General features: G+C 51.6%; 16 protein-coding genes, 1 tRNA gene and 1 pseudogene. 8 read left to right on the top strand and 10 right to left on the bottom strand.

What is annotated here, in order from left to right:
* Nucleotides 1-7 precede the first annotated feature (7 nt).
* Genes ACYVJQ_RS00090 through ACYVJQ_RS00075 form a run of 4 tightly spaced genes read left to right on the top strand, consistent with a single transcriptional unit; the run spans nt 8 to nt 4,505 of the window.
* Nucleotides 8-1,300, top strand: a complete 1,293-nt coding sequence (locus ACYVJQ_RS00090) for a TolC family protein (protein WP_460891027.1) — start codon at nt 8-10, stop codon at nt 1,298-1,300.
* On the top strand, nt 1,278-2,603 hold the full coding sequence (locus tag ACYVJQ_RS00085; RefSeq protein WP_460891026.1) for an efflux RND transporter periplasmic adaptor subunit: 1,326 nt from the start codon (nt 1,278-1,280) through the stop codon (nt 2,601-2,603). Before ACYVJQ_RS00090 ends, ACYVJQ_RS00085 begins: the two co-directional genes overlap by 23 nt.
* 2 nt (nt 2,604-2,605) lie before the next feature.
* Complete coding sequence (locus ACYVJQ_RS00080; RefSeq protein WP_460891025.1) at nt 2,606-3,805, top strand: efflux RND transporter periplasmic adaptor subunit; 1,200 nt, start codon at nt 2,606-2,608, stop codon at nt 3,803-3,805.
* Nucleotides 3,806-3,851: 46 nt separating this feature from the next.
* Complete coding sequence (locus tag ACYVJQ_RS00075) at nt 3,852-4,505, top strand: DUF2911 domain-containing protein (RefSeq protein WP_460891024.1); 654 nt, start codon at nt 3,852-3,854, stop codon at nt 4,503-4,505.
* 141 nt (nt 4,506-4,646) lie between these two features.
* On the opposite strand, the gene ACYVJQ_RS00070 is transcribed toward ACYVJQ_RS00075, so the two are convergent.
* Nucleotides 4,647-5,321, bottom strand: coding sequence for a DUF305 domain-containing protein (locus ACYVJQ_RS00070; RefSeq protein ID WP_460891023.1), 675 nt, complete (start codon nt 5,319-5,321; stop codon nt 4,647-4,649).
* A 407-nt stretch (nt 5,322-5,728) separates the two neighbouring features.
* Between ACYVJQ_RS00070 and ACYVJQ_RS00065 the strand changes: the two genes are divergently transcribed.
* Nucleotides 5,729-6,787 (top strand): class I fructose-bisphosphate aldolase, encoded by a 1,059-nt coding sequence (locus tag ACYVJQ_RS00065; protein ID WP_460891022.1) that lies wholly within the window; start codon nt 5,729-5,731, stop codon nt 6,785-6,787.
* A 135-nt stretch (nt 6,788-6,922) separates the two neighbouring features.
* Here ACYVJQ_RS00065 and ACYVJQ_RS00060 read toward each other — a convergent pair whose 3' ends face one another.
* The 6 genes from ACYVJQ_RS00060 to pheS form a co-directional block, all read right to left on the bottom strand.
* The gene (locus ACYVJQ_RS00060) at nt 6,923-7,336 is read right to left on the bottom strand and encodes an EamA family transporter (protein ID WP_460891021.1); all 414 of its coding nucleotides are present in this window, start codon (nt 7,334-7,336) and stop codon (nt 6,923-6,925) included.
* Nucleotides 7,337-7,362: 26 nt separating this feature from the next.
* Nucleotides 7,363-10,422, bottom strand: coding sequence for an efflux RND transporter permease subunit (locus ACYVJQ_RS00055; protein WP_460891020.1), 3,060 nt, complete (start codon nt 10,420-10,422; stop codon nt 7,363-7,365).
* Entirely contained in the window at nt 10,419-11,351 is a 933-nt protein-coding gene (locus ACYVJQ_RS00050; RefSeq protein WP_460891019.1) for an efflux RND transporter periplasmic adaptor subunit, read from the bottom strand. The genes ACYVJQ_RS00055 and ACYVJQ_RS00050 overlap by 4 nt, the downstream gene beginning before the upstream one ends.
* Nucleotides 11,348-12,598 carry a TolC family protein gene (locus ACYVJQ_RS00045; protein ID WP_460891018.1) on the bottom strand — a complete coding sequence of 417 codons (1,251 nt, stop codon included), beginning with the start codon at nt 12,596-12,598 and terminating at the stop codon, nt 11,348-11,350. Before ACYVJQ_RS00045 ends, ACYVJQ_RS00050 begins: the two co-directional genes overlap by 4 nt.
* Nucleotides 12,599-12,978: 380 nt before the next feature.
* Nucleotides 12,979-13,052, bottom strand: a tRNA-Asn gene (locus ACYVJQ_RS00040).
* 192 nt (nt 13,053-13,244) lie between these two features.
* On the bottom strand, nt 13,245-14,270 hold the full coding sequence (gene pheS / locus ACYVJQ_RS00035) for a phenylalanine--tRNA ligase subunit alpha (RefSeq protein WP_460891402.1): 1,026 nt from the start codon (nt 14,268-14,270) through the stop codon (nt 13,245-13,247).
* A gap of 377 nt (nt 14,271-14,647) precedes the next feature.
* On the opposite strand from pheS, the gene ACYVJQ_RS00030 reads away from it, so the two are divergent.
* On the top strand, nt 14,648-16,129 hold the full coding sequence (locus ACYVJQ_RS00030) for a TolC family protein (protein ID WP_460891017.1): 1,482 nt from the start codon (nt 14,648-14,650) through the stop codon (nt 16,127-16,129).
* A 479-nt stretch (nt 16,130-16,608) separates the two neighbouring features.
* Nucleotides 16,609-16,866 (top strand): acyl carrier protein, encoded by a 258-nt coding sequence (locus ACYVJQ_RS00025; RefSeq protein WP_460891016.1) that lies wholly within the window; start codon nt 16,609-16,611, stop codon nt 16,864-16,866.
* A gap of 288 nt (nt 16,867-17,154) precedes the next feature.
* Here ACYVJQ_RS00025 and ACYVJQ_RS00020 read toward each other — a convergent pair whose 3' ends face one another.
* The 3 genes and pseudogenes from ACYVJQ_RS00020 to ACYVJQ_RS00010 all read right to left on the bottom strand — a co-directional run bounded on the left by ACYVJQ_RS00020 (nt 17,155) and on the right by ACYVJQ_RS00010 (nt 19,994).
* The gene (locus tag ACYVJQ_RS00020) at nt 17,155-17,907 is read right to left on the bottom strand and encodes a M48 family metallopeptidase (RefSeq protein ID WP_460891015.1); all 753 of its coding nucleotides are present in this window, start codon (nt 17,905-17,907) and stop codon (nt 17,155-17,157) included.
* Nucleotides 17,908-18,553: 646 nt separating this feature from the next.
* Nucleotides 18,554-18,631, bottom strand: a pseudogene (locus ACYVJQ_RS00015) (DUF1232 domain-containing protein); the annotation flags it as partial.
* 721 nt (nt 18,632-19,352) lie between these two features.
* The gene (locus tag ACYVJQ_RS00010; RefSeq protein ID WP_460891014.1) at nt 19,353-19,994 is read right to left on the bottom strand and encodes a C40 family peptidase; all 642 of its coding nucleotides are present in this window, start codon (nt 19,992-19,994) and stop codon (nt 19,353-19,355) included.
* 287 nt (nt 19,995-20,281) lie between these two features.
* On the opposite strand from ACYVJQ_RS00010, the gene ACYVJQ_RS00005 reads away from it, so the two are divergent.
* Nucleotides 20,282-20,635 carry a hypothetical protein gene (locus ACYVJQ_RS00005; protein WP_460891013.1) on the top strand — a complete coding sequence of 118 codons (354 nt, stop codon included), beginning with the start codon at nt 20,282-20,284 and terminating at the stop codon, nt 20,633-20,635.
* The last annotated feature ends 205 nt before the right edge of the window (nt 20,636-20,840 follow it).

Here is a 20,840-nt window from a genome sequence, read left to right as displayed (position 1 = left end):
CAAGACCATGGAAATACAAACATTCAAAATAATAGAGAGGCACGCTTTTGAGCTGAAAGCAGTCTTCTGGTTGCTGCTTTTTCTGGCAAGCACCAGAGGGATGGCCCAAAAAACAGAAAAACCAGTGCTTACCCTGCAGGAGGCCCTGTTGCAGATGGAGCAGAATTACCCTCAGCTAAAGCAATATGATTACCGCCGCCAGGCCGCCGAAGCCCGGGTGGCCGGCGCCCGCAGCTGGATGCCACCCCAGGTGACGGTAGGGTTGAGCAGGCTGCCTTACAATCCTAAAATGATAGACATGCCCATCATGGAAAACCAGTCTGGGTTGATGATAGGGGTGGAGCAGATGATTCCCAGCCGGGCCAAACAGCAGGCCAAGGAACGGTACCTGCAGGCACAGGTGCCCGCCATTGCCCTGCAGCAGCAATGGACGCAGAATGAACTGCGGGCCCAGGTGAGGCAACTGTATTTTACCCGCTACGTGAGTGAGAAGATGCTGCAGGTGATTGGCAAAGGGGAACGCGTCTTAAATCTGCTCATCAAGAATTCTGAAGCCCAGTATGCCTACAACCAGGCGCAGCTCAACAATATTTACAGTGCCCGCGCCCGCCTGCAGGAATTGCAAAACCAGCGTCTGGCCCAACGGCAGATGATTGTGGAAAGCACCCTGGGGCTGAATACCCTCATGGGACGACCCCTAGATCAGGAGTTTGCGGTAGATACCCTCAAAGAGCCCAGTCTGGGCCTGGCGCCGGTGCTTCTGTCAGATTCCGGGGCCTTGCGCAGTGACGTGGCCATCATGGAATCATCTATCAGGGCCATGCAAGCCAACCAGGAATCTATGAGGGCAGAACTAAAGCCTGAGTTTGGGGTGCGGTTTGAGCATATGCCTATGTTTAACATGGAGTCTATGTATTCGGCTATGGTCATGGTAACGCTTCCGTTTATGCCCTGGGCCTCTAAAATGAATAAAGCAGAGGTGAAGGGCATGGAGTTGGATATTCTGGCCATGCAGCGGGAAAAGGAAACCATGCAGGTCATGCAGCGCCGCATGGCAGCAGAGAAACAAGCCCTATGGAACCTGGAGCGGGAACGATTGCAGAATTACCGTCAGAAAGTACTGCCCGCTTACCGCAAGGCCCTGGACGTGAATCTGCTGGCCTACCGGCAAAACACTGCCAATCTGTTTGTAGTGCTTGAGGCCTGGGAAATGTGGCAGATGAAGGAAATGGAGTATTACACACTGCTTGACAAAGCCTTAAGACTGGAGGTGGAATATGCGCGCGAGCTGGAGAAATAAGGGAACGCAGCTACTGGTAGTACTGGCTTTGCTGCTGGCCGGTGTGGCCTGCACCCAAAAGCAGGCAGACCCGCATGAGGGGCACACCACTGGCACCCAGGTGGCAGCCGATGCCTACACCTGCCCCATGCACCCCGAGGTGATCAGTGACAAACCCGGAAAGTGCCCTATCTGCAAAATGAACCTGGAGCCCAAAGACAAGGTGCTGGAACAGTTAACCGCCGACCCAAACGGCGTGGTGGTATCCTCACAGGCAACGGTGAAAGCCAGCTACCATACCCAAGATCAACCTATACAGGTGCAGGGTACTATTGCCTTTGATGAGCGCCGCAACAAGGTGGTGTCTGCTTATTTCGCGGGCCGTATTGAAGAACTGTTCGTGAAATACAACTATACCCTGGTAAAGAAGGGGCAGCCCATCCTTACCCTCTACAGCCCCGACCTGCTCACGGCCCAGGAGGAATTCCTGTTTGTGCTCAACGCCGGGGACAGAGTCCTGGCCGAGCAGGCCCGCAAGCGGCTCAGGCTGCTGGGGTTAACTGCCGCGCAACTCAACACGCTGGAGCGAACCCGCAAGCCCCAGCCCAAGATTACCGTGTTCAGTCCGTTTGAGGGCTATCTGCAGTTTGCCGGTTCTTCTGCCAGTGCTGAAACCCCGGCGGTTGGTTCCGCCCCTGCGCCAGAGGCCGGCGGAATGGGTGGGATGGACGGAGGAGCCGTTCCCGAAGCCACCGCCCCAACCACAGCAGGGGCAGCAGAGAATGCCTTGCGGGAAGGGCAATATCTCTCCAAAGGGCAGGCCCTGTTTACCGTCAATGATCTGAAAACCGTGTGGGCTATTTTAACCATACCGGCCAGTGCCACCGCAGGGATAAAAGTGGGCAATGTGGTGTCGCTTACCTCGCCGCTTCTTCCTGGGCAGGCCCTTTCTGGCAAAGTTGATTTTCTGGAGCCCGTGGTGCGGGAAGGGCAGAGCCAAGTTACCGTAAGGGTGTACCTCAATAACCCGGCGCAGAAACTCAAACCCAATGCCTTGGTGCAAGCCACCGTTATGCCGGGCAAGGGCAATGATCAATTGGTGGTACCCGCCTCGGCGGTCTGGAGCCTGGGGCGCCGGCACATTGTATGGGTCAGGAAAGACCCGGTGGGGGCGCACTCCTTTACATTTCAGGCCCGCGAGGTGCAGGTAGGGCAGGAAAGTGGGGGCTTCGTGCAGATCCTTTCCGGTTTACCTGAGAATGCCCGCATTGCCAAAGAAGCCGGCTACATGACAGACAGTGAATCTTTTATTAACCCGCAGTAAGGATGAAGCAGCTAAGATTTTTAAGAATGATTCTGGTGGGCATGTTCCTGTTTGCCGGATGCACCTCAGAAGAGAAGGGGGAAGACCACGCCGCTGCGGATGTGTTCTATACCTGCCCCATGCACCCGCAGGTGCGGTCTGAGACGCCGGGGGCCTGCCCTATTTGTAACATGACCCTGGTAAAGGTAAGTGGTGCCCAAAGTGCTGCAGAAGCAGGACTCATGCTCACCGACCAGCAACGAAAACTGGCCAACATTGAGGTCTATCAAATCAATGGCGGAAAGGTAGGCGGGGTCTCCACGTTTACCGCTAAGGTAGTGACAGATGAGAATACGGTGGAGTCTGTGACGGCGCGGGTAGCGGGTAGGCTGGACCGCCTGCTGGTGAGAACCGCCGGGGAACGGGTGCAAAAAGGGCAACCGCTCTATGAACTGTACAGTGAGCAGTTGCTAGCCGCGCAGCAGGAATACCTGCTGGCGCTTAAGCAGGAAGGCATCCACCTGGGAGACATGCGGCGGCAGTTGGCGGCGGCCTCCAGGCAAAAGCTCCAGTTGTGGGGCATGACCAGCGCCCAAATCAACCAACTGGCTAAAAGAGGTAAAGCCAGCCCGCGCATCACGTATTACAGCCCCGTGGCGGGCACCGTCACCAACGTGCCGGTACAGGAAGGCAGCTATGTAGCTGAAGGAACACCGGTGCTGCAGGTAGCGGATTTAACCTCTGTATGGGTACAGGCTGAACTGTACCCCGGCGAGGGGGCCGCGCTAGGCCAAAAGACCCAGGTACGCATTGTGCCAGAGGCTTTCCCGCAGGATACTCTTACCGGCAAACTGGTGCAGAACAACCCAGTAATGGAAAAGAACCAGCAGCTTACCCTGGTTTCCTTTAAAGTGTCCAATGTCAGCGGCAAGCTAAAACCCGGCATGTTGGCCTACCTCCTTCTTCAAAACCAGACAGATGCGGTGCTTATGGTGCCAACCTCGGCAATTGTACCCGGCGAAAAACCCATGGTCTGGATAGAAAACAAAAAGGGCGGGTTTGAAGCCCGCATGGTGGAACTGGGCACTGAGAACAAGCAATGGGTAGAGGTGCTGGACGGCCTGTATACCAATGAAAAGGTAGTGGTGCGAGGTACTTACTTGTTGAACAGTGAATATATTTTGAAGAAAGGCACTGACCCTATGGCCGGCCACAACCACTAACTTTTTTATAACTACTTTTCCTGAGTTTTACCTTCCTATCACTGACATGATGATTTCTAAAACCATTTTGCCTGCCCTTCTTTTGGTTTCCTGTTGCACATTTTTGGCCTGTGAGCAGAAACCTGCGCGGGGGCAGGTTTCTGCTACAGACTCTGCCTCTGGGGCAGAAAATAGCAAAGAGCTGTCTTCTTCCTTTATGGTAGACTCAGGTGCGGTGACTATTCCAGAGCAACCCGCCCCTGATACGCTCAAAGGAAGCCTAAAGGCCGTAGCCACTGGCAAAATAGGTGCCACCCACCTACAGGTAAACTACTACTCGCCGGCCGTACGTGGCCGCCAGATCTGGGGTGGATTGGTGGCCTATGATCAGGTCTGGGTAACAGGTGCCCATTCTGCCACCAATTTCCAGAGTGATGGGCCCATTTCCATTGGCGGGGTGCAGATTCCGGCTGGCAAATACGCCTTGTTCACCATTCCTGGCAAAGAGGAATGGACGGTGATTGTCAATAAGAATTGGGAGCAACACTTAGCAGACAAGTATTCTGCCCAGGAAGATGTGGTTAGGATATCTGTAAAGCCTACTAAAACGGTCCAGAACCAAGAGCGCCTGCGGTATGAGATCAGACCTGAAAGTGATACCAAAGGCAGTATTGACCTCACCTGGGAGCAGGTAAGAATCTCCGTCCCGGTAAGTCTGTAGAAACTAGGCTGGGAAGCGTCCTTCCCGGGGCTTCTTTATCGTTTCCATAATAGGAGGCTTAAAAAAAACGGGTCTATCCAAAGAAGACATTATATGCAGTTTCTTTTGGATAGAACCGTTTTCAATAAATAAGGCTTTGTCTTATTTTGGTTGTTTGGCAAGCCAGTTGTCCAGCATTTTCTTTTCTTTTTGCTGTTCATCCTTAATTTTCTGAGCCATGGTTTTCATAGCAGGGACTTTGGCCTGTTTCAGGTAGGCATCTACTAAGTCCATGCCGTTTTGGTGGTGCATGCTCATGAGGGTAGCGAAATGGAAGTCAGTAGTGCCAGTCTTACTATGGTCCATCTTGCCCATCATGTCTTTCATGGGCTGCATAAATTTCATGGTCATGGAAGTATCCCGGGATGCGGGTTTATGATCATCGGCAAAGTCTTCCAATTTTTCCCGCTCATCCTTCTGTAAGGTGATGCTTCTTTTGGCCATGTTGACCAGCATGGTGTCGGTACCGTTATCTACTTCCTCTTCAGCCATCTCAATGCCTCCTTTATGGTGTTCAGCCATTATGAGCGCGAAGTCATTATCTGGGTCTCCGGTTAATTTAACCTTCCGCATGTCCTCCATGTGGTCATGCATCTTATCCATGATTTCATTAGAGCCTGCTTTTGCGCTGTCCATGTCCATATCATGGCCCATGGTATCTTCAGTTGTAGTGGTGCTTGTAGTTTCTGTGGTCTTTTCTTTACTACAGCCTCCTAAAAACAAGGTGGCCCCCAGAAGTACCATGGGAAGCCTTACATCAAAAAGGTAATTTTTCATAGGTAGTCAGGTGAAGGTTTATAATTTGTTAAAATCTAGGCAGTTATAAATTTATACGGTCTTTGAAAGTGGTGGTTTTTGCCCCATTATATGTAGGTTTCCAGCTTATCCAGTGCCAGAAAATAATGTGCCTTGCCCAAATTGGAATAAGGTCTGCCCCAGCGCACCAAAAACCCTGCGGGCCGTAAAATGAAATAAAAACCCATTGGACGTTTTAAGCATGTTTTTCGCAAAACAGGGGTAAAACGCCAAGCCTGCAGAGGGTACTAGAAAAGACAATCATCTACTACTGCTGATCCCAACATCTGGCCCCTGTTACCGTCTTCAGGAAAGAAACAAACAATATACCCTTGTCCAAGCCTGGTCGTTTGCCCAAGGTTTTTATCCACTATTTAGAAACAGTTGTTATGGCAAATCTTACCATTGATGAATTACTAGGCAAAGAGGCCGAAGATCTGCTGGAATACACCGCTACAGCGGTTTCCAAGGAACAACTCCACCTGCCTGGCCCCGACTTTGTAGACCGGATCTTTCTGCCCTCTAATCGTCCGGTACCGGTGCTCCGGAGCCTTTCCGCGCTCTATAACCATGGCCGACTGGCCGGTACCGGTTACCTGTCCATTCTACCCATTGACCAGGGCATTGAGCACACGGCCGGGGCCTCGTTTGCGCCTAACCCCCTGTACTTTGACCCCGAGAACGTGGTGCGGTTGGCCATAGAGGGCGGTTGCAACGCCATCGCTACCACGTTCGGGAATTTAGGCATGGTGGCTCGTCGGTATGCGCACAGGATTCCGTTTATAGTAAAGATTAACCACAACGAGCTCCTAACGTACCCCACCAAATACAGCCAGATTATGTTTGGGTCTGTGGAAGAAGCCTGGAACCTGGGCGCGGTGGCGGTGGGAGCCACCATTTATTTCGGGTCTGAGGATTCTAACCGCCAGATTGTGGAAGTAGCCCAGGCCTTTGAGCGGGCCCACCAATTGGGCATGGCTACCATTCTGTGGTGCTACGCACGCAACAACGCCTTTAAGACCGCTGATAAAGACTACCACGTGGCCGCCGACATCACCGGACAGGCTAACCATCTGGGCGTGACCTTGCAGGCAGACATCATCAAGCAGAAACTCCCTGAGAACAACGGAGGCTTCAAAGCCATCAATTTCTCTAAGTGGAGCCCTGCTATGTATGATAAACTCACTTCAGATCACCCCATTGACCTGTGCCGCTATCAGGTTCTGAACTGCTATATGGGCCGCGCCAGCCTCATCAACTCCGGCGGTGAGTCACAGGGTGCTTCTGACCTGCAACAGTCCGTGAGAACGGCCGTCATTAATAAGCGGGCCGGCGGGACGGGTTTGATTTTAGGCCGCAGGGCATTTCAAAGGCCCTTTGAGGAAGGAGTAGACTTATTGAATCTGGTACAGGACGTGTATTTAGACCAAACCATTACCGTGGCGTGAAAGATTAGAAAGCGGGCCTTAGGTGGAGTAGCTATGAAACGTGGTAAAACAAAGAAGCCTGACCAGTTTCCTGATCAGGCTTCTAAGGGAAATCGTTAGGGTTTCAGGGCTGCCTAAGGCTGCGGTCGCCCTCTTTTACAGGATAAGCACAATGGTGCCGGCAATAATAAGCAAGGCACCCAGGGCAACCTTTAGGGTTAAAACTTCCTTCAGAAACACTACTGAAAGTAGAATGGCAATGGCTACGCTTAGTTTATCTACCGGTGCCACCTGTGATACCTTGCCCAGTTGCAGGGCCTTAAAATAAAAGATCCAGGAAAGCCCGGTAGCCAAACCTGATAGAACCAGAAAAAGTAAGTTTTGCCTGGTCAAGGTGGCCAGGCCGGTTTGTTCCTGCCTGAAGAATACCAGACCCCAGGCAACCACCAGAATAACCACTGTTCTGATAGCAGTCGCTAAATTTGAATTGACGCCTGTTATACCAACCTTGGCAAAGACGGCGGTCAGCGCCGCAAAAAAAGCAGAAAGTAAGGCGTAAGTCCACCACATAACATTAAAATAAAGACGTTCAAAACTTAACTATTCGGCAAGGCCCGTATGTCTGCCTGGCCTCCTTTTTCCCGGAAAAGTAGAAGCAAAAAGGTGGGGTACACGACCAGAAGTAACGGTAAGGCAATCAAAAAGCCGCCAATCACGGCAATGGCCAGGGGCTGGTGTAATTGGGCCCCGGTGCCAATGCCCAGGGCAATGGGCAGTAAGGCTATAATAGCTCCGAAGGCGGTCATCAGTTTAGGCCGCAGGCGCGTAGAAATAGCGTAAACGATGGCGTCATGTACGTTGCTGTTCTGCCTTGATTCCTGGAACTGAAGAAAGGTAAAAATGGCGTTTTCGGCAATGATCCCGATGATCATAATAAGTCCAGTGTAGCTACCCACATTCAACGCGGTACCAGTGAGGTAAAGCGCCAACAAACTTCCGGAAATCCCTAGAACGGCAAGGCAGATGATCAGAACGGCAATCCTGACTTCGCGGAAAAGGAACAGGATAGAGGCGAAGACCAATAGTGCGGCCGCAACCAGGATCATGAGAAGTTCAGAGAAGGATTTCTGCTGTTCCTGGTAAGCGCCGCCATAGCCTATATGAAAGCCTTTGGGCAAATGGACCTGCTCGTTGATTTTGTGTTGGATCTCAGCAATGGTGCTGCCCAGGTCCCTATTGTCAAGGCGAGCTGTGATAGGAATCATGGATTGCAGGTTTTCCCGCTCTATCTCGGCGCTGCCGGCTTCAATCTGGATGGCCGCCAATTCTGAGATGGGCTTTAGTTTGCCGTCAGGGAGGAAGATCAGGCTACTCTCTAAGTTGCTTAGAGAGGTTTTGGTCGCATTGGGGTACTTGAGCCGGACATTGGTTTGCTGTTCTTTCTCAAAGATACTCCCAAGTACGTTGCCCTCCAGTTGGGTTTGTAGCTGAAACTGAAAGTCGGTGGGGGTTAACTGGTATTGGCCCAGCCGTTGGTTATCCGGGCGGATGTTCACTGAGGGGCCCGCGATCACGATTCCGTCAAATACGTCGGCGGTGCCTTTCACGTGCTCCGTGATGGCGGCTACCTGCCGGGCAATTTTCTGGAGCTGTTGCTGGTCGTCCCCGTAGACCTTTATCTCAATAGGCTGCGTGGAACTCATCAGGTCTCCAAGCATATCGCCAATCACCTGGCCAAAATCAATCACGAGGGCGGGCTGCGTGGATTCTATACCTTGCCTGATCTCGTCTATCACCTCCTCAGTTGTCCGATGTCGGTCTTTTTTTAGCTGGATCAGGTAGTCGCCGCTGTTGGGTTCGGTAATGAAAAAGCCCATCTGTGTACCGGTTCTACGGGAATAGCTCTCAACTTCCGGTACTTTCACAATAATCTTCTCCGCTTCGCGCAGCATCCGGTCCGTCTCGTCTAAGGAGGTGCCGGGCGGCGAGGTGTAATCCAGCACAATGGAGCCTTCGTCCATCTCGGGCAGAAAACCCGTCTCCAGAAGCGGGGCCACCAAAACCACTACCCCTATCAGGAGTACGGTGAACCCGAAGCTCAAAACAGGACGGTGCATAAAGAACGCGATCCAATTACCCTGTTGGTGGGGCTGGTGCGCGGGAGCAGGTTTAACTTTGTTGCTTTTGCCGGATAAAAGCAGGTAAACCACCGGTAATCCCAGCCAGGTGACCAGAAAGGAGCAGACCAGGGTAATGATCATGGTATTTGTCAGGATCTTGAAGTAGGCACCTGCCACGCCTGAGAGCAAAATGAAGGGGAAAAAGATGACAATGGTAGTGATGGAGGAGCCCACCATGGCCGGCAGCAGGTAATGGACACTTTGGGAGAGAAGGTCACGGGTGGGGGTTTCAGGATGTTCCTCACGGGTTCTATGGATCTGCTCCACCACCACAATGGCATCATCTATGATCAAGCCTATGGCCGCCGCAATGGCACCCAGGGTCATGATATTGAAGGTATACCCCAGCACATACAGCACCAGGAGGGTAAGTGAAAGCGTGAGCGGAATGGTTACCAGGATGACCAGGCTGGACGTAAGCGAGCGCAGGAATATCACGGTGACCACAATAGCCAGCAGCAAACCAATCAGAAGGCTATCTGTTACGCTCCTGATGGAGTCATGCACGAAATCTGCCTGAATGTAATAGGGCGTAAGCTTCACGCCCTTGGGTAAAATGCGGGAATTCAGGGTTTTTACCTTGGCTTCCACGGCACTGGAAATGTCAATCAGATTGGCGTTTGGCTGCTTTAAGACTGCAAGAAGAACCGCTTTCTTGCCGTTCGCATTAATCCTGATGTATTCCACCTGTTCCTCTACTTTTACCTGCGCAATATCCTGGAGCCTTATTATGCGCTTGCCATCACTGCTGATGACCAGGTTCTGCAGTTGGTCCAGGGTTTCAATGGCCGCGTTGGTGGTAGAGAGGTAGAGCCGGTCATAGTCAGATATATACCCGTTACTGGTCAGGAAGTTGGTACTGGCTAGAGCGTCAGCTATAGCGGTTGGCGTTAGCCCTAGGGAACTCATTTTCTGTTGGTTGGGCTCCACCACAAATTCCTTCGTCTTGCCGCCTGTAACCCGCACCTCAGACACGCCTTCCACTTGTGAGAGGAACGGCCGCACGGTGTAGTTTGCGATCAGGTTCAGTTCAATGGCGCTGCGCCCCGGGCCATCTATCACATAACCCATTACCGGCAATATGCTTGGGTTCATCTTGGCTACCGTGATGTCGGTGCCCGGAGGCAAGGCCGCCTTCACTTCGGCAATAGCCGATTCTACCTGCTGCTTGCTGAGGTCTACGTTTGCGTTCCAGTCCACAAAGGCAGAGATTTCGCAGCTGCCCCGGCTGGTAACGCTCCGGATAAGCTGTAGGCTAGGTACTTGCTTTATGGTGTTTTCCAGGGGCTTGGTGACGGTGACCATCATTTTACTCACCGACTGCAGGCCGCTGTCAGCAATGATTTTTATTTTGGGGAATGTAACCTCTGGGAAAAGCGAGGTCTGCATACGGGAGTACGCGAAAACACCGCCGGCCAGCACTAAGGCCAGAATGACCGTAACCGGGTTCTTGTACCTAACGAAGAAATCTCTCATGGCCGTTTCTGGTTCAGAACAGTTACCCGGGCGGTATCAGGCAGGCCATAGTTGCCTGTGGTGACCAAGCGGTCTGTAGGCTTGAATAGAGGCGAGAGTATCTCTATTTTCCTTCCCGAAGCAATTCCTTTCTTTACTGGGGTTTTTACGGCCGTAGAGTCATTTACCAGCTTCATCACCCAAAAGCTCTCCATAGTCTCATCAGACAGAACAGCGGATTTGTCTACCACCTGGCTACTGGCTTTTTCCTGCCTATTGAGTTCCACGTTCACCAGTAAGTTCTCAGGCAGGTCTTGGTTGGTATGGGGCACCACCACGTAGCTCTGGGTTTGCGAGCCGGGTTCTACTATGCCCAAGCTAGAGGTGATTTTCCCGGGGATTCTGGTGGAGTCAGGCAAGACAATGGTGCAGCCAGTGCCGGGCTTTACGTACCTGTTGAACTCATACGGCACATTTAGGATAAAAACGAAGCTGCTTTCATCGGCTAGTACCGCTAACTGGTCACCGTCATTCACGTAATCATTCAACTGGAAATTGATCTCGCGCACGCGGCCCGTGGCTGGGGCCTTTACCGTAATTCCGCCTTGGAAAGATGCCAGTACAGGGTCTTTTCTAGCTAGGTCGCCCAGGACTTCAGACTCTTTGGTGCGCAGTAAAAACAACGGTTTACCGGCTGGGACTAAATCTCCTAGGCCAACGTATATTTTCTTCAGGTAACCCTGCGTAGGTGCTTTGATGACGTTCTTTTTCTGGTAAACTGAAGTGGCAGATAAGGTAAGCGTCTCAGAAATAGGAGCGTTTTCAACAGTGACTACTTGCACAGGAGTTCTCACTTCTATATCAGCGGCTTCTTCCCCGGGCGGGGATGGGGTGCAACCGGCCAGCAGAAGCGGGAGCAAAAACGCGGGAAAAAGAGAGCGACTTTTCATTTCAGGTAATTGAGTTCGTTCAGAAGCTGTAGCCGGTCGTTTTCTGCCTGCACCAGGTCGTTGCGGGTGGTGGTGTAATTGGTCACGTTGATGATGAAGTCCGTAAATCTCACCAGGCCATTGGCAATTTCTACCTTATACATAGTGAGAAGGCGTTGCTGGGCGGCAATTTGCGCGCGTATTTCAGTTAAGAGCTCATCTGTTGCACGCAGGCGCTCCAGCAACTGGCTCACCTGGGTCTGGTACTGGCTGAGGTAATAATCTCGGTACTTCTGGCGGGTAATCTCCTGGAGCTGCAGGCGGCTGTGTTGCAGGCGACGCTGGCGGCCATCATAGAGAACGGCCGTGAAATTGAGGCCAAAGCTGGCGCCCAAATTGCGCGGGATGTTTCGCGGGTTTATGGCGTTTATCCCACCATCTGCAAAAGCGCTAAGCCGCGGCCGGTAATTTAGATCAAGGAGCTGGCGGGCCGTCACCAGTTTTAAACTGTCAACCCTGAAACGCAACATCTGCGGCGAGCTATTCACCAGAAATGCGGTCCTAATGGGTAACTCGGGTTTCAGTAAGATGACCTCTGCCCGGTTGTAAACGCCGCACAAGAGATTCAAGGCATACAAATCATCACGGTATTGAAGGGCGGCTTTCTTCAGGGCAATGAGTTGGGTATGAATGCTCACGGTCAGGTTCAGATAGTCCGTTTGCAGGTACACCCCATTCTCCACCAGCTTCTTTAGGGCCGGTTGCTCATTCTGGAGGATCTTGAGCAGATTTTGGTTGAACTCCAGCTGGCTGTAATCTGAGTAGGCGGTTATATACTGGGCGGTAATGCTCTTTTTTAAGTCTATTTCAGAGAGCTGTACATTCAGCCGCAGCGCCTGGTTGAGTAACGTAATATTCTGGAACTGTGCCCGCCGAGGCCTGCCATTAAAAAGCGGCTGTTCCACCGTTACCACGCCCGAATAATTAGCCCCGTTGGTGATGGCACTGTCATAGCCAAATTTGCCGACCACCGGTGCCCGCATTATTTGGCCCGTAGAGGTAACCTGGGGCCCAAAGCCAGCCAACACTCTAAGGCTGTCCAGTAGATTGGCTTTGTACTGGTTACTACTGTCTAACAGCATAGGGCTGTTGGCCAGGCCGGCGTTCAGGTAATAATCAAGGCCACGTTTTTCCTGGGCATATAATTCTACCGAGGTGACCCATAGGATACCTAATACTGCAGATAGCTTTATTAACGCCCAACACACCTTCTTCGGAATTAAAGTCCTGGATAAGGTAAATACGCATTCTGGTTAGGGGTAGGGTAGAAAGCAACCCTAAAACTGAGGCCTGCTTTAAAATTCCACCTGAAGGGAGAAAGGAATAAGGGACTTCAGGTGGTTAGGGAAAACGATTGTTGCTCTTGGCCCAATAAAAGACTTTGCTTGGTAGCCATTACTATTCAAGGAAAGGATTCACGTGACATTCCCTTTACCAAAGAAGAATTTTGCTGTTATGTCTCCTTTGGGTTTGGGTGAGGAGGAAAGAGAAATGAGTGAGACCCAATTGGCTAAGGTAGTAGCTAAGGCGGCAAGAAATTGGATGCAAACAAAAAAGCCTGACCAGTTTCCTGATCAGGCTTTTGTTGCTCCCCCTCTTGGGCTTGAACCAAGGACCCCATGATTAACAGTCATGTGCTCTAACCAACTGAGCTAAGGAGGAGTTTACCATTTAGACCAGGTGGTCTTGAATGATGATGCAAAAGTAGGGGCTAAGCAGTCATTACGCAAGTATTGGCCTAGAAAAATTTCTAAAAACTTAGTAAGTGTCTGAGAATGACAATAAAAAAATCTGTTTTGGGCCCGTTTTTCTAAAAACAGGCCCAAAACAGATTTCTAGCGGGCAGCTGCTCCGTTACACCGCCTCAAACTGGCGAAGGAAACGGGCATCATTCTCGGTGAAGAGGCGCAGGTCTTTGATCTGGTACTTGAGCATGGTAATGCGCTCAATGCCCATGCCAAACGCGAAGCCCGAGAATTCCTTGGAGTCAATGCCGCAGTTCTCCAGCACCTGCGGGTCTACCATACCCGAGCCGCCAATCTCCACCCAGCCGCTTTGCTTGCAGATGTTACAGCCCTTGCCTTTGCAGATAAGGCAGGTGATGTCAATCTCGGCAGAGGGCTCCGTGAACGGGAAGAACGACGGCCGGAACCTGATCTGCGTGTCTGGCCCAAAGAGCTCCTGCACGAAGTGGTACAAGGTATCTTTAAGGTCTTTGAAGCTCACACCGCGGTCCACGAACAGACCTTCCACCTGGTGGAACACGCAGTGCGCCCGTGCCGAGATGGCCTCGTTGCGGAATACGCGACCCGGTGACAGCGTCCGGATGGGCGGTTTCTGGTGCTCCATGACCCGTACCTGCACGCTAGAAGTGTGCGTGCGCAGCAACATGTCTGGATTCTTGCTCAGGAAGAACGTGTCCTGCATGTCGCGGGCGGGGTGGTTCTCTGGGAAGTTGAGGGCCGAGAAGTTGTGCCAGTCATCCTCCATCTCAGGGCCTTCGCTTACGTTGAAGCCAATGCGCTCAAAAATGCGAATGATCTCTTCGCGCACGCGGGAAAGTGGGTGGCGGGTACCTAGGGTGTTGGGTACCGGGGGCAGGGTGAAATCCAGGCCAGCCAGGGCGTCTGGCGTGGCGTTCTGTTCCAGGGCCTCCTGGGCAGTGTCCATGCGTTGCTGGGCCAACTGCTTGAGCTGGTTCAGTTCCTGACCCATTTGCTTGCGCTGCTCAGGCGCCACGGTTTTCATCTCGTCAAACAGGGCGGCAATCTGGCCTTTGCGGCTCACGTAGGTGTTCTTGAAAGCCTCCAGGTGCTCCTTGTTCTCTATAGCGTAGGCTTCCACCTCTTGGGTCAGCCGTTTAATGTTCTCCAATAGCATAGTGCAAAGATAAAGAAGTAATGGGAATGCGTATCGTTTTGTCTGGAAGACCTTTGGCTCCAGGCTGCGGTCATGGTCTGTTTTAAGCACGTTTTTCAGAAAACAGGCTTAAAACAGAAATTTACCTGCTAGCTTAAGGCCGTAAAAGCTGGCAATAAGTAGCGGTATCTGGTAATTGCCTTTTAAAGGAAACGTTAATAACAAAGGGCGTTCCGGTGGGTTTCCCCAAGGGAGTAGTTGCTTACCCAGACACAGTGTTTGCCTGAGGCCAGCAAAGACAAGGCGCCTGAAGCTAGACTGTTCCATAGCCAGGAAACCTTAAAAGTATATCTTCTCTGCCACAGCCAGGAAAGAACACCGTAGAAGAAAAAGTGCCTATGAAAAAGCAAAATATGGTCTGTTGGCTTATATGGAGCGGGCTGTTCCTTTCGGTTGTGCTTTCTACGCCTGCGGTGGCGCAGGAGCAGGCGTTATCATTGGAGCAAGCTATCAGGTACGCGCTGGAAAACCGGCCCAACATTAAGGTGCTGCGCAATCAGGAGCAAATAGCCAAGGCTAGGGTGGGTGAAGTACGGGCCGCCGGTTTGCCCCAGGTGAATGCCGGGGTTGACCTCAGCAACAACTTCATCCAGCAGAAGTCTATTGTAGATTTCAGCGCCTTGAGCGGAGCCGGTCTCTTAAATTCCTTCGTCATTACCCAACAGCAGCTCAACGCTGGGCAGGACATTGTGCTCACCCCCACCTACACCCCCCCTAAAGATAGAACTGGCCCCCAGGCTATCACGTTTGTGCAACCCTGGACCGGTACGGCGGCCCTTTCCGGCACGCAATTACTGTTTGACGGCTCTTACCTGGTAGGCCTTAAGGCGGCGGCTACTTTTACCCAGCTTTCGCGCAAGAACACCCACCAGAGCGAGATTGAGGCCGCAGAGCTGGTGAGCAAGGCCTACTACAGTGTACTGGTGGCCCGTGAACAGCTGAAACTGCTGGACCAGAACCTGGCCCGGTTAGACACGCTCCTGCGCCAAACCATTGCCATGAACCAGAACGGTTTGGTGGAGAAACTAGACGTGGACCGCCTGCAGGTAAGCTACAATAACCTCAAAATTGACCAGGACAAAGCCCAGCGGCTGTTGGTGCTGAGCGGGCAACTACTCAAATTCCAGATGGGCATGCCCCAGCAGCAGGCCATTGCCCTCACCGATTCCCTACAGGAAGAAGCTCTGCAAAGCGCTCCGCCAAAACTGAATTACCAAGGGTTCCAGTATGCCAAACGCATTGAATACTCCATTCTAGAAACGCAGCGCGACCTGGCCCAATTGGATATGCGCAACCTCAAGGCGGGTTTCTTCCCGAGGCTGGTGCTAAACGCCCAATATGGCTATAACGGTGTAGGCTCCTCCCTCTCCAGGCTGCTAGACGTACGGGCTGGGGCGAATAATACCACCACCCGCAACTGGTTTGACTACGGCGCCGTGGGTATAGGCTTGCAGGTGCCCCTTTTTGATGGCCTGCGCAAGCGCTACCAGGTGCAGCAGTCCCGTATAGAACTGGAGAATGTGAAACTGGGGTTTGAACAACTGCAACAGTCCATTGACCTGGAACTGCAGCAAGCTGACGTCACGGTAACCAACACGCGCAGTGTGCTCAAGGCCCAACGGCAGAACCTGGAATTGGCCAAAGAAATTGCCCGGGTGTCTCATATCAAGTACCAGGAGGGCGTGGGCTCCAACCTGGAGGTCATCACCGCCGAAACAGAGCTCAGGGCAGCCCAAACTAATTACTACAGTGCCCTCTATGATGCTTTGATTGCGCAGATTGAGGCAGACCGGGCCTCCGGGGCCTTACTCCTCAAATAGACCGTCAGGTTGATTGCCACCTCTTTTTCCTTTCAAAACACTCTCTCTCACCCACTGCACTGGTAAATATCCGGTCCAGTAACAAATGAATTTCCATGCCTGCCTTGAGTGTCTTACTTCCTACATCGGCAAACGCCTTGCCCAGCCCCACAGTGCCCAGGCTGGCTAAGTAATGCCGACTATCCTACTGGCTGGAAGGGTGCTTCTGGGAAAGATAGCGGAGATAGAAATGCCGTGAAATTTCTTTTAAAGCTTGTCTGCTAGGTAAGTGTCTGATAAGCTTTATTTTAGAAAAGCTGGTTGAGCGTATTTACATGTTGTGGATGAATTTTATTAGAAGTTATTCCTTCTCTTGTAGGGGTATCGCTTGGTTTCCCTGTCATCACTATGGACGTGTCCATTTTGATAGCCGGCCCTAGGCAGATTCCTGTTAACGCTTTGGTTGGCTGCCTTAAGATTGGATTTTATTTTTTACATATATGATGACAGCCTATACCCCCTCCATCACCAAAGAGGTAGTTAAAATAATCAGCAAGACCAAAGAGATCAAGGCTTCCCGGCTTCGGGTGTCCGCTAATCTCAGCAAAGAGTTCGGGTTTGATACCGTAGATGTGGTGGATATCATTCTAGAACTGGAGAAGAGCTTCAAAATTGTGATTCCTGATGAGGTGCCCCTGAACACGGTGGGTGATTTTGTAGAGTATGTCTCTACGCATACCATGCGTCAGGCGAGTTAACCCTTTCTTAACGATTGCTCATTTTTACCTGGAAAGGCAGGGGGATATTCCTCCTGCCTTTCTTTTTGCCCCTTTCCCTGCCGAAAGCGTTTTGAGGGTGTTTTCAGGATATCAGGCTTAAAACGGAAAACCTCTCTGAATGAGTAATAATCCCCCTACCCCCTTCAAAGGGGGACGAAATGCGTGAGTTTCCACCCAGGGCTTGAGTCCCGAGACCCCAGATTTCGTTTTAAGCCTGATTTTCCAAAAACGGGCCTGAAACAGAATGTGCTAAATGACTTAAAACGGCTACAATATTTGCAACCTATATGCTTTCAATTGCTTATCCAGGCCTTTGGCATCACCACTGATCTTGTCTAGCAGGGCCCAGAAGCGGGGGCCGTGGTTCTTCTCTACCGTATGGGCCAGTTCGTGCAGGATCACGTAGTCGCAGAGGTGCGCGGGCAGGCGCATGAGGTGCAGGTTCAGGTTGATGTTGTTGGTGGCCGAGCAGCTTCCCCAGCGGGTTTTGGCGTTCTTGATGGTTACCTGTTGGTAAGAGAAATTAAACTGACGGGCAAAATAGGCTACCCGTTGGGGCAGGTGTTCCTTGGCCTCCAGCCGAAGGGTGTATTCAATGGCTTTCTGGATGTAGTCCTGTACATCTTCATGCGCATAGCCAATGGTCTGGGGGTACCACACGTGCAAAATGCCATCCTTTAGCCGGCTCTTGCAGTGGGGCAGGGAATGGGGCTGCAACTGTAGTTGGTGAAAACGGGTGTTGTAGGCTAGTTCTGGGGTGAAAAGCGTCTTTCTGTGCTGCTCCTGCTGTTGGGACACCAAGTGTTTTCTAATCCAACTAGACTTCTCCTGCACAAAGGCCTCGGCCTGGGCCATAGAAGCGCGCCGGGGTAACGTGACCCGTACGCCCTGCCCGGGCCTGATGCTTATTCTTACGTATTTGGCGGTAGCACTGGGAATAAACCGCACCGTGCCAATAGCCTCTATCTCCTTCTCCACAATTCCCAGCTGCAGGGCAGACTCCTTTTTTCCACTTTTCATACCGGTACAAAGGTACGGCAAAGAGGCTACTTCTCCAGAGGTTTAAGGGTGGTTGCCAGGCAAATAAAAAAGGCGCCTTGCATAAGGCGCCTTTCGTTATAAAAGCTGGAGAGCAGGAGGGTTATCTGATATTCCCGCCGTGGTCCATGTCATCTGAGTTTCTGCTGGGTACGCGGGTGCTGTCTGTGGTAGAGGCCCGCACATTGGGCTCGCCGTAACCGGTGGGCACGCCTTGGTTGGTAGGGCGGGCGTCTGGGGTGTTGGTAGGGTGGATTTCCTGCTCAGGGGTGCCTTCCACGGTGGTATAGCTGGTCACCGGAATGTCATTCTGGGTAGGAATCTCGCCGCCGGTAGAGCCCTGGCCCTGCGAGCCGGAAGAAGAATTGCCCATACGCATGTTGCCTTCGCCGTAGGTAGGGCTGTTTTGCGGGCCAGAGGAACCGTAGCCGCTGGTAGAGGGTGCCGTGGTGTGGCTGGAACCATACTGGCCGGCGGGCTCATTGCCATATTTAGGCGTATGCGCCGAGGTGTCTACATCCATAGAGGTAACCAGATCAGTGCTGGAATCTGCCGATTTGCTGGGTTGGGCCGCTTCCCAGGCCTGAAACTTGTCCATCTCGGCTTTGATGCTGGTCATGAACCAGGCCAGCAAACTCACGTCATCCAGCAAGCCAATCACCGGAATCCAGTCTGGGATAAGGTCAATAGGGGACAGGAAATAGATGATCACGGCTACACCCATCACTACGGTGCTGGTAGGAATGCCGTGGTATTCTTTGGCCAAAGCCGCCCTGATCATGCGCGAGAGGGTGGCCAGGCTCTCAAAGGCCTCGCTGGCAATGGTTCCGAAGTCTTTCTTCTCGCTGGCTTTCTGGTAGGCATCATTGAGCAGTTCCTTTACGCGCAGGGGCTGCTTAACGTATTCTTCGGCTTTGCTGAGAAACTTCTTGAAGATAGAAGACTCCTGTACGTTTTTGTTTGACTGGTTTTCCATAGGTGTAAGTAGAAAGTGCTAACGGTTATAAAGCTGGGATAACGTTTCTGCCCGGGACGAAATAACGAAAAAAAGCGGACGAAACAGGCGGAGGGGCAATAATCCTCTAAACAGAGCCTCTTGCCTGGCCTTGCTCTCTATACTTGTTTCCTATGAAAATAGTTAGAACCTATTGCCGTATTTTTATTCCATTACCAGCATCAGGCTCATTTTAGCAGAAAGCCCGAAAAAGGCCCCGGGTAAGGCTCTATTGGCGCCCTCTTGCTGCCTTTATATCATAAGCCAAACCCGCTTTTTTGGGGGCGGGCTTCTTGCGACAGTAAAAGGGGAGCTTGTTAAGGATTCCTGTTTCAGGGGTGTTTTGAGAAAAACAGGCTTAAAACAGGTTAATAAAAAAGCGCCTGCCCAGTAATTTAGGCAGGCGCTTTCCACGCATGGGGGCAAGAGGAGTTTAGATCACTCTGCCGGCCGCGTAAAAATTTCTCTTATAGTAAGGAGAGTTCAAGGAGTTTATCATGACCCCGCCGTTGCTGGCCGAGTGGATGAATTTGCCGTTTTTAAGGTAAATGCCCACGTGGTAGATGGGTTGGCCGGGCCCGCGGCGGAAGAAAACCAGGTCTCCGGTTTCAATAGCGGTTTTAGAGACTCTGTTCACGTCCTGGAACATGGAGCGGGAGCTACGGCTGAGGGTGATACCGTACACTTCTTTGTAAACGCGGGTCACAAAGCCAGAGCAGTCAGTGCCTCTTTGTGAGCTTCCGCCAGAGCGGTAAGGAGTGCCAATCCAGTCGGCTACTGTTTCCAGCAGCTCTTTGTCTTCATTGAACTCCAGTTTGAGGCCAAAGGATTGGGAATAGTAGTTGTAGAACAGAGAGTCTTTGAACGTAAGGGTCTTCTCTACCGGAACTACAGTGGTTGGCTCATTTACTTCTAAGTTGTTATGGGCTAATGCCCATTCCTGAAGCTGTTCGCCGGGGGTGACCATAAAGGCTTCTTCTGAATACGTAGTTGCCTGAGTGGCAGGCACTTCATAGAAAAAAGACAATAATGCAGAGCCTAAGGCTAATGCAGACAAAATATAACTTTTCATCATCTGTTTTAATGGTGAAACATCGGGAGGTACTGGCTGCAGCAGACCAACCGCGGCCCTTCCAGGGTAAGTGCCAAAGCACCCAAAAACAGGAAGTGAGCCCTTAAAACAGAAAGCATTTAGAAACACCTACTTACTTTCTGGTATTTCAAAGATAAAAACGAAACCTTTAAAACCAAGGGTCGTATAACGGAAAATTTTTCAGGAATAGGAAAAAAAAGAAGGGAAGGGGTGGCTAAAATGCAGCTTTAAAGACCGGCAGACCGTATAATGGGGCAAAGGAAAAAAAGATGGAGCCCCTTGAAAAAAATTTGAGAATAGTGGAGAAATCTCCCTTCGCCCGCATTGCCCGGTGGGTCTTGAAAAGTACCAACGTGGCCATGGTGCTGGGTAAAACTATACACTTAAGCGGAGTTTCCAAAGAAATTTTCTTGCAGAACCGGCCCTGGGTAGCCCATGAACTTTGCCATGTGCGTCAGTTTCAGGAGAATGGAAGAATAAAATTTTTGTGGCTCTATTTTGTGGAGTCTTTGCGGGTGGGGTATTACCATAATAAATATGAGGTAGAGGCCCGCCAGGCCGGCACCAAAGAGGCGTATCTGGCCAACCAGGATAAGAACCCTGCTGCCTCTTCGGTGGGGTAGCCACCTTCCCATGTAGGACCTTCGTCAAGCCTTTTCTAAAACTAGGGTAATTTGTATATTACCTATATTCTATCTCTTTAGCCCATAGAAAGAAGGATCGGTTTTCCGGCACCTAACCAGTTAGAGGTCTTTAAAAGGAGCCGCCGCGTTTTGGGCCTGTTTTCAGAAAAACAGGCCCAACACGCAGCGGCTCCTGGCATAACTG

It is taken from the genome of Rufibacter soli (genome assembly GCF_054781795.1).
The sequence above is the reverse complement of the archived record's forward strand: the minus strand, read 5'-3'. Positions and strand labels throughout refer to the sequence as shown.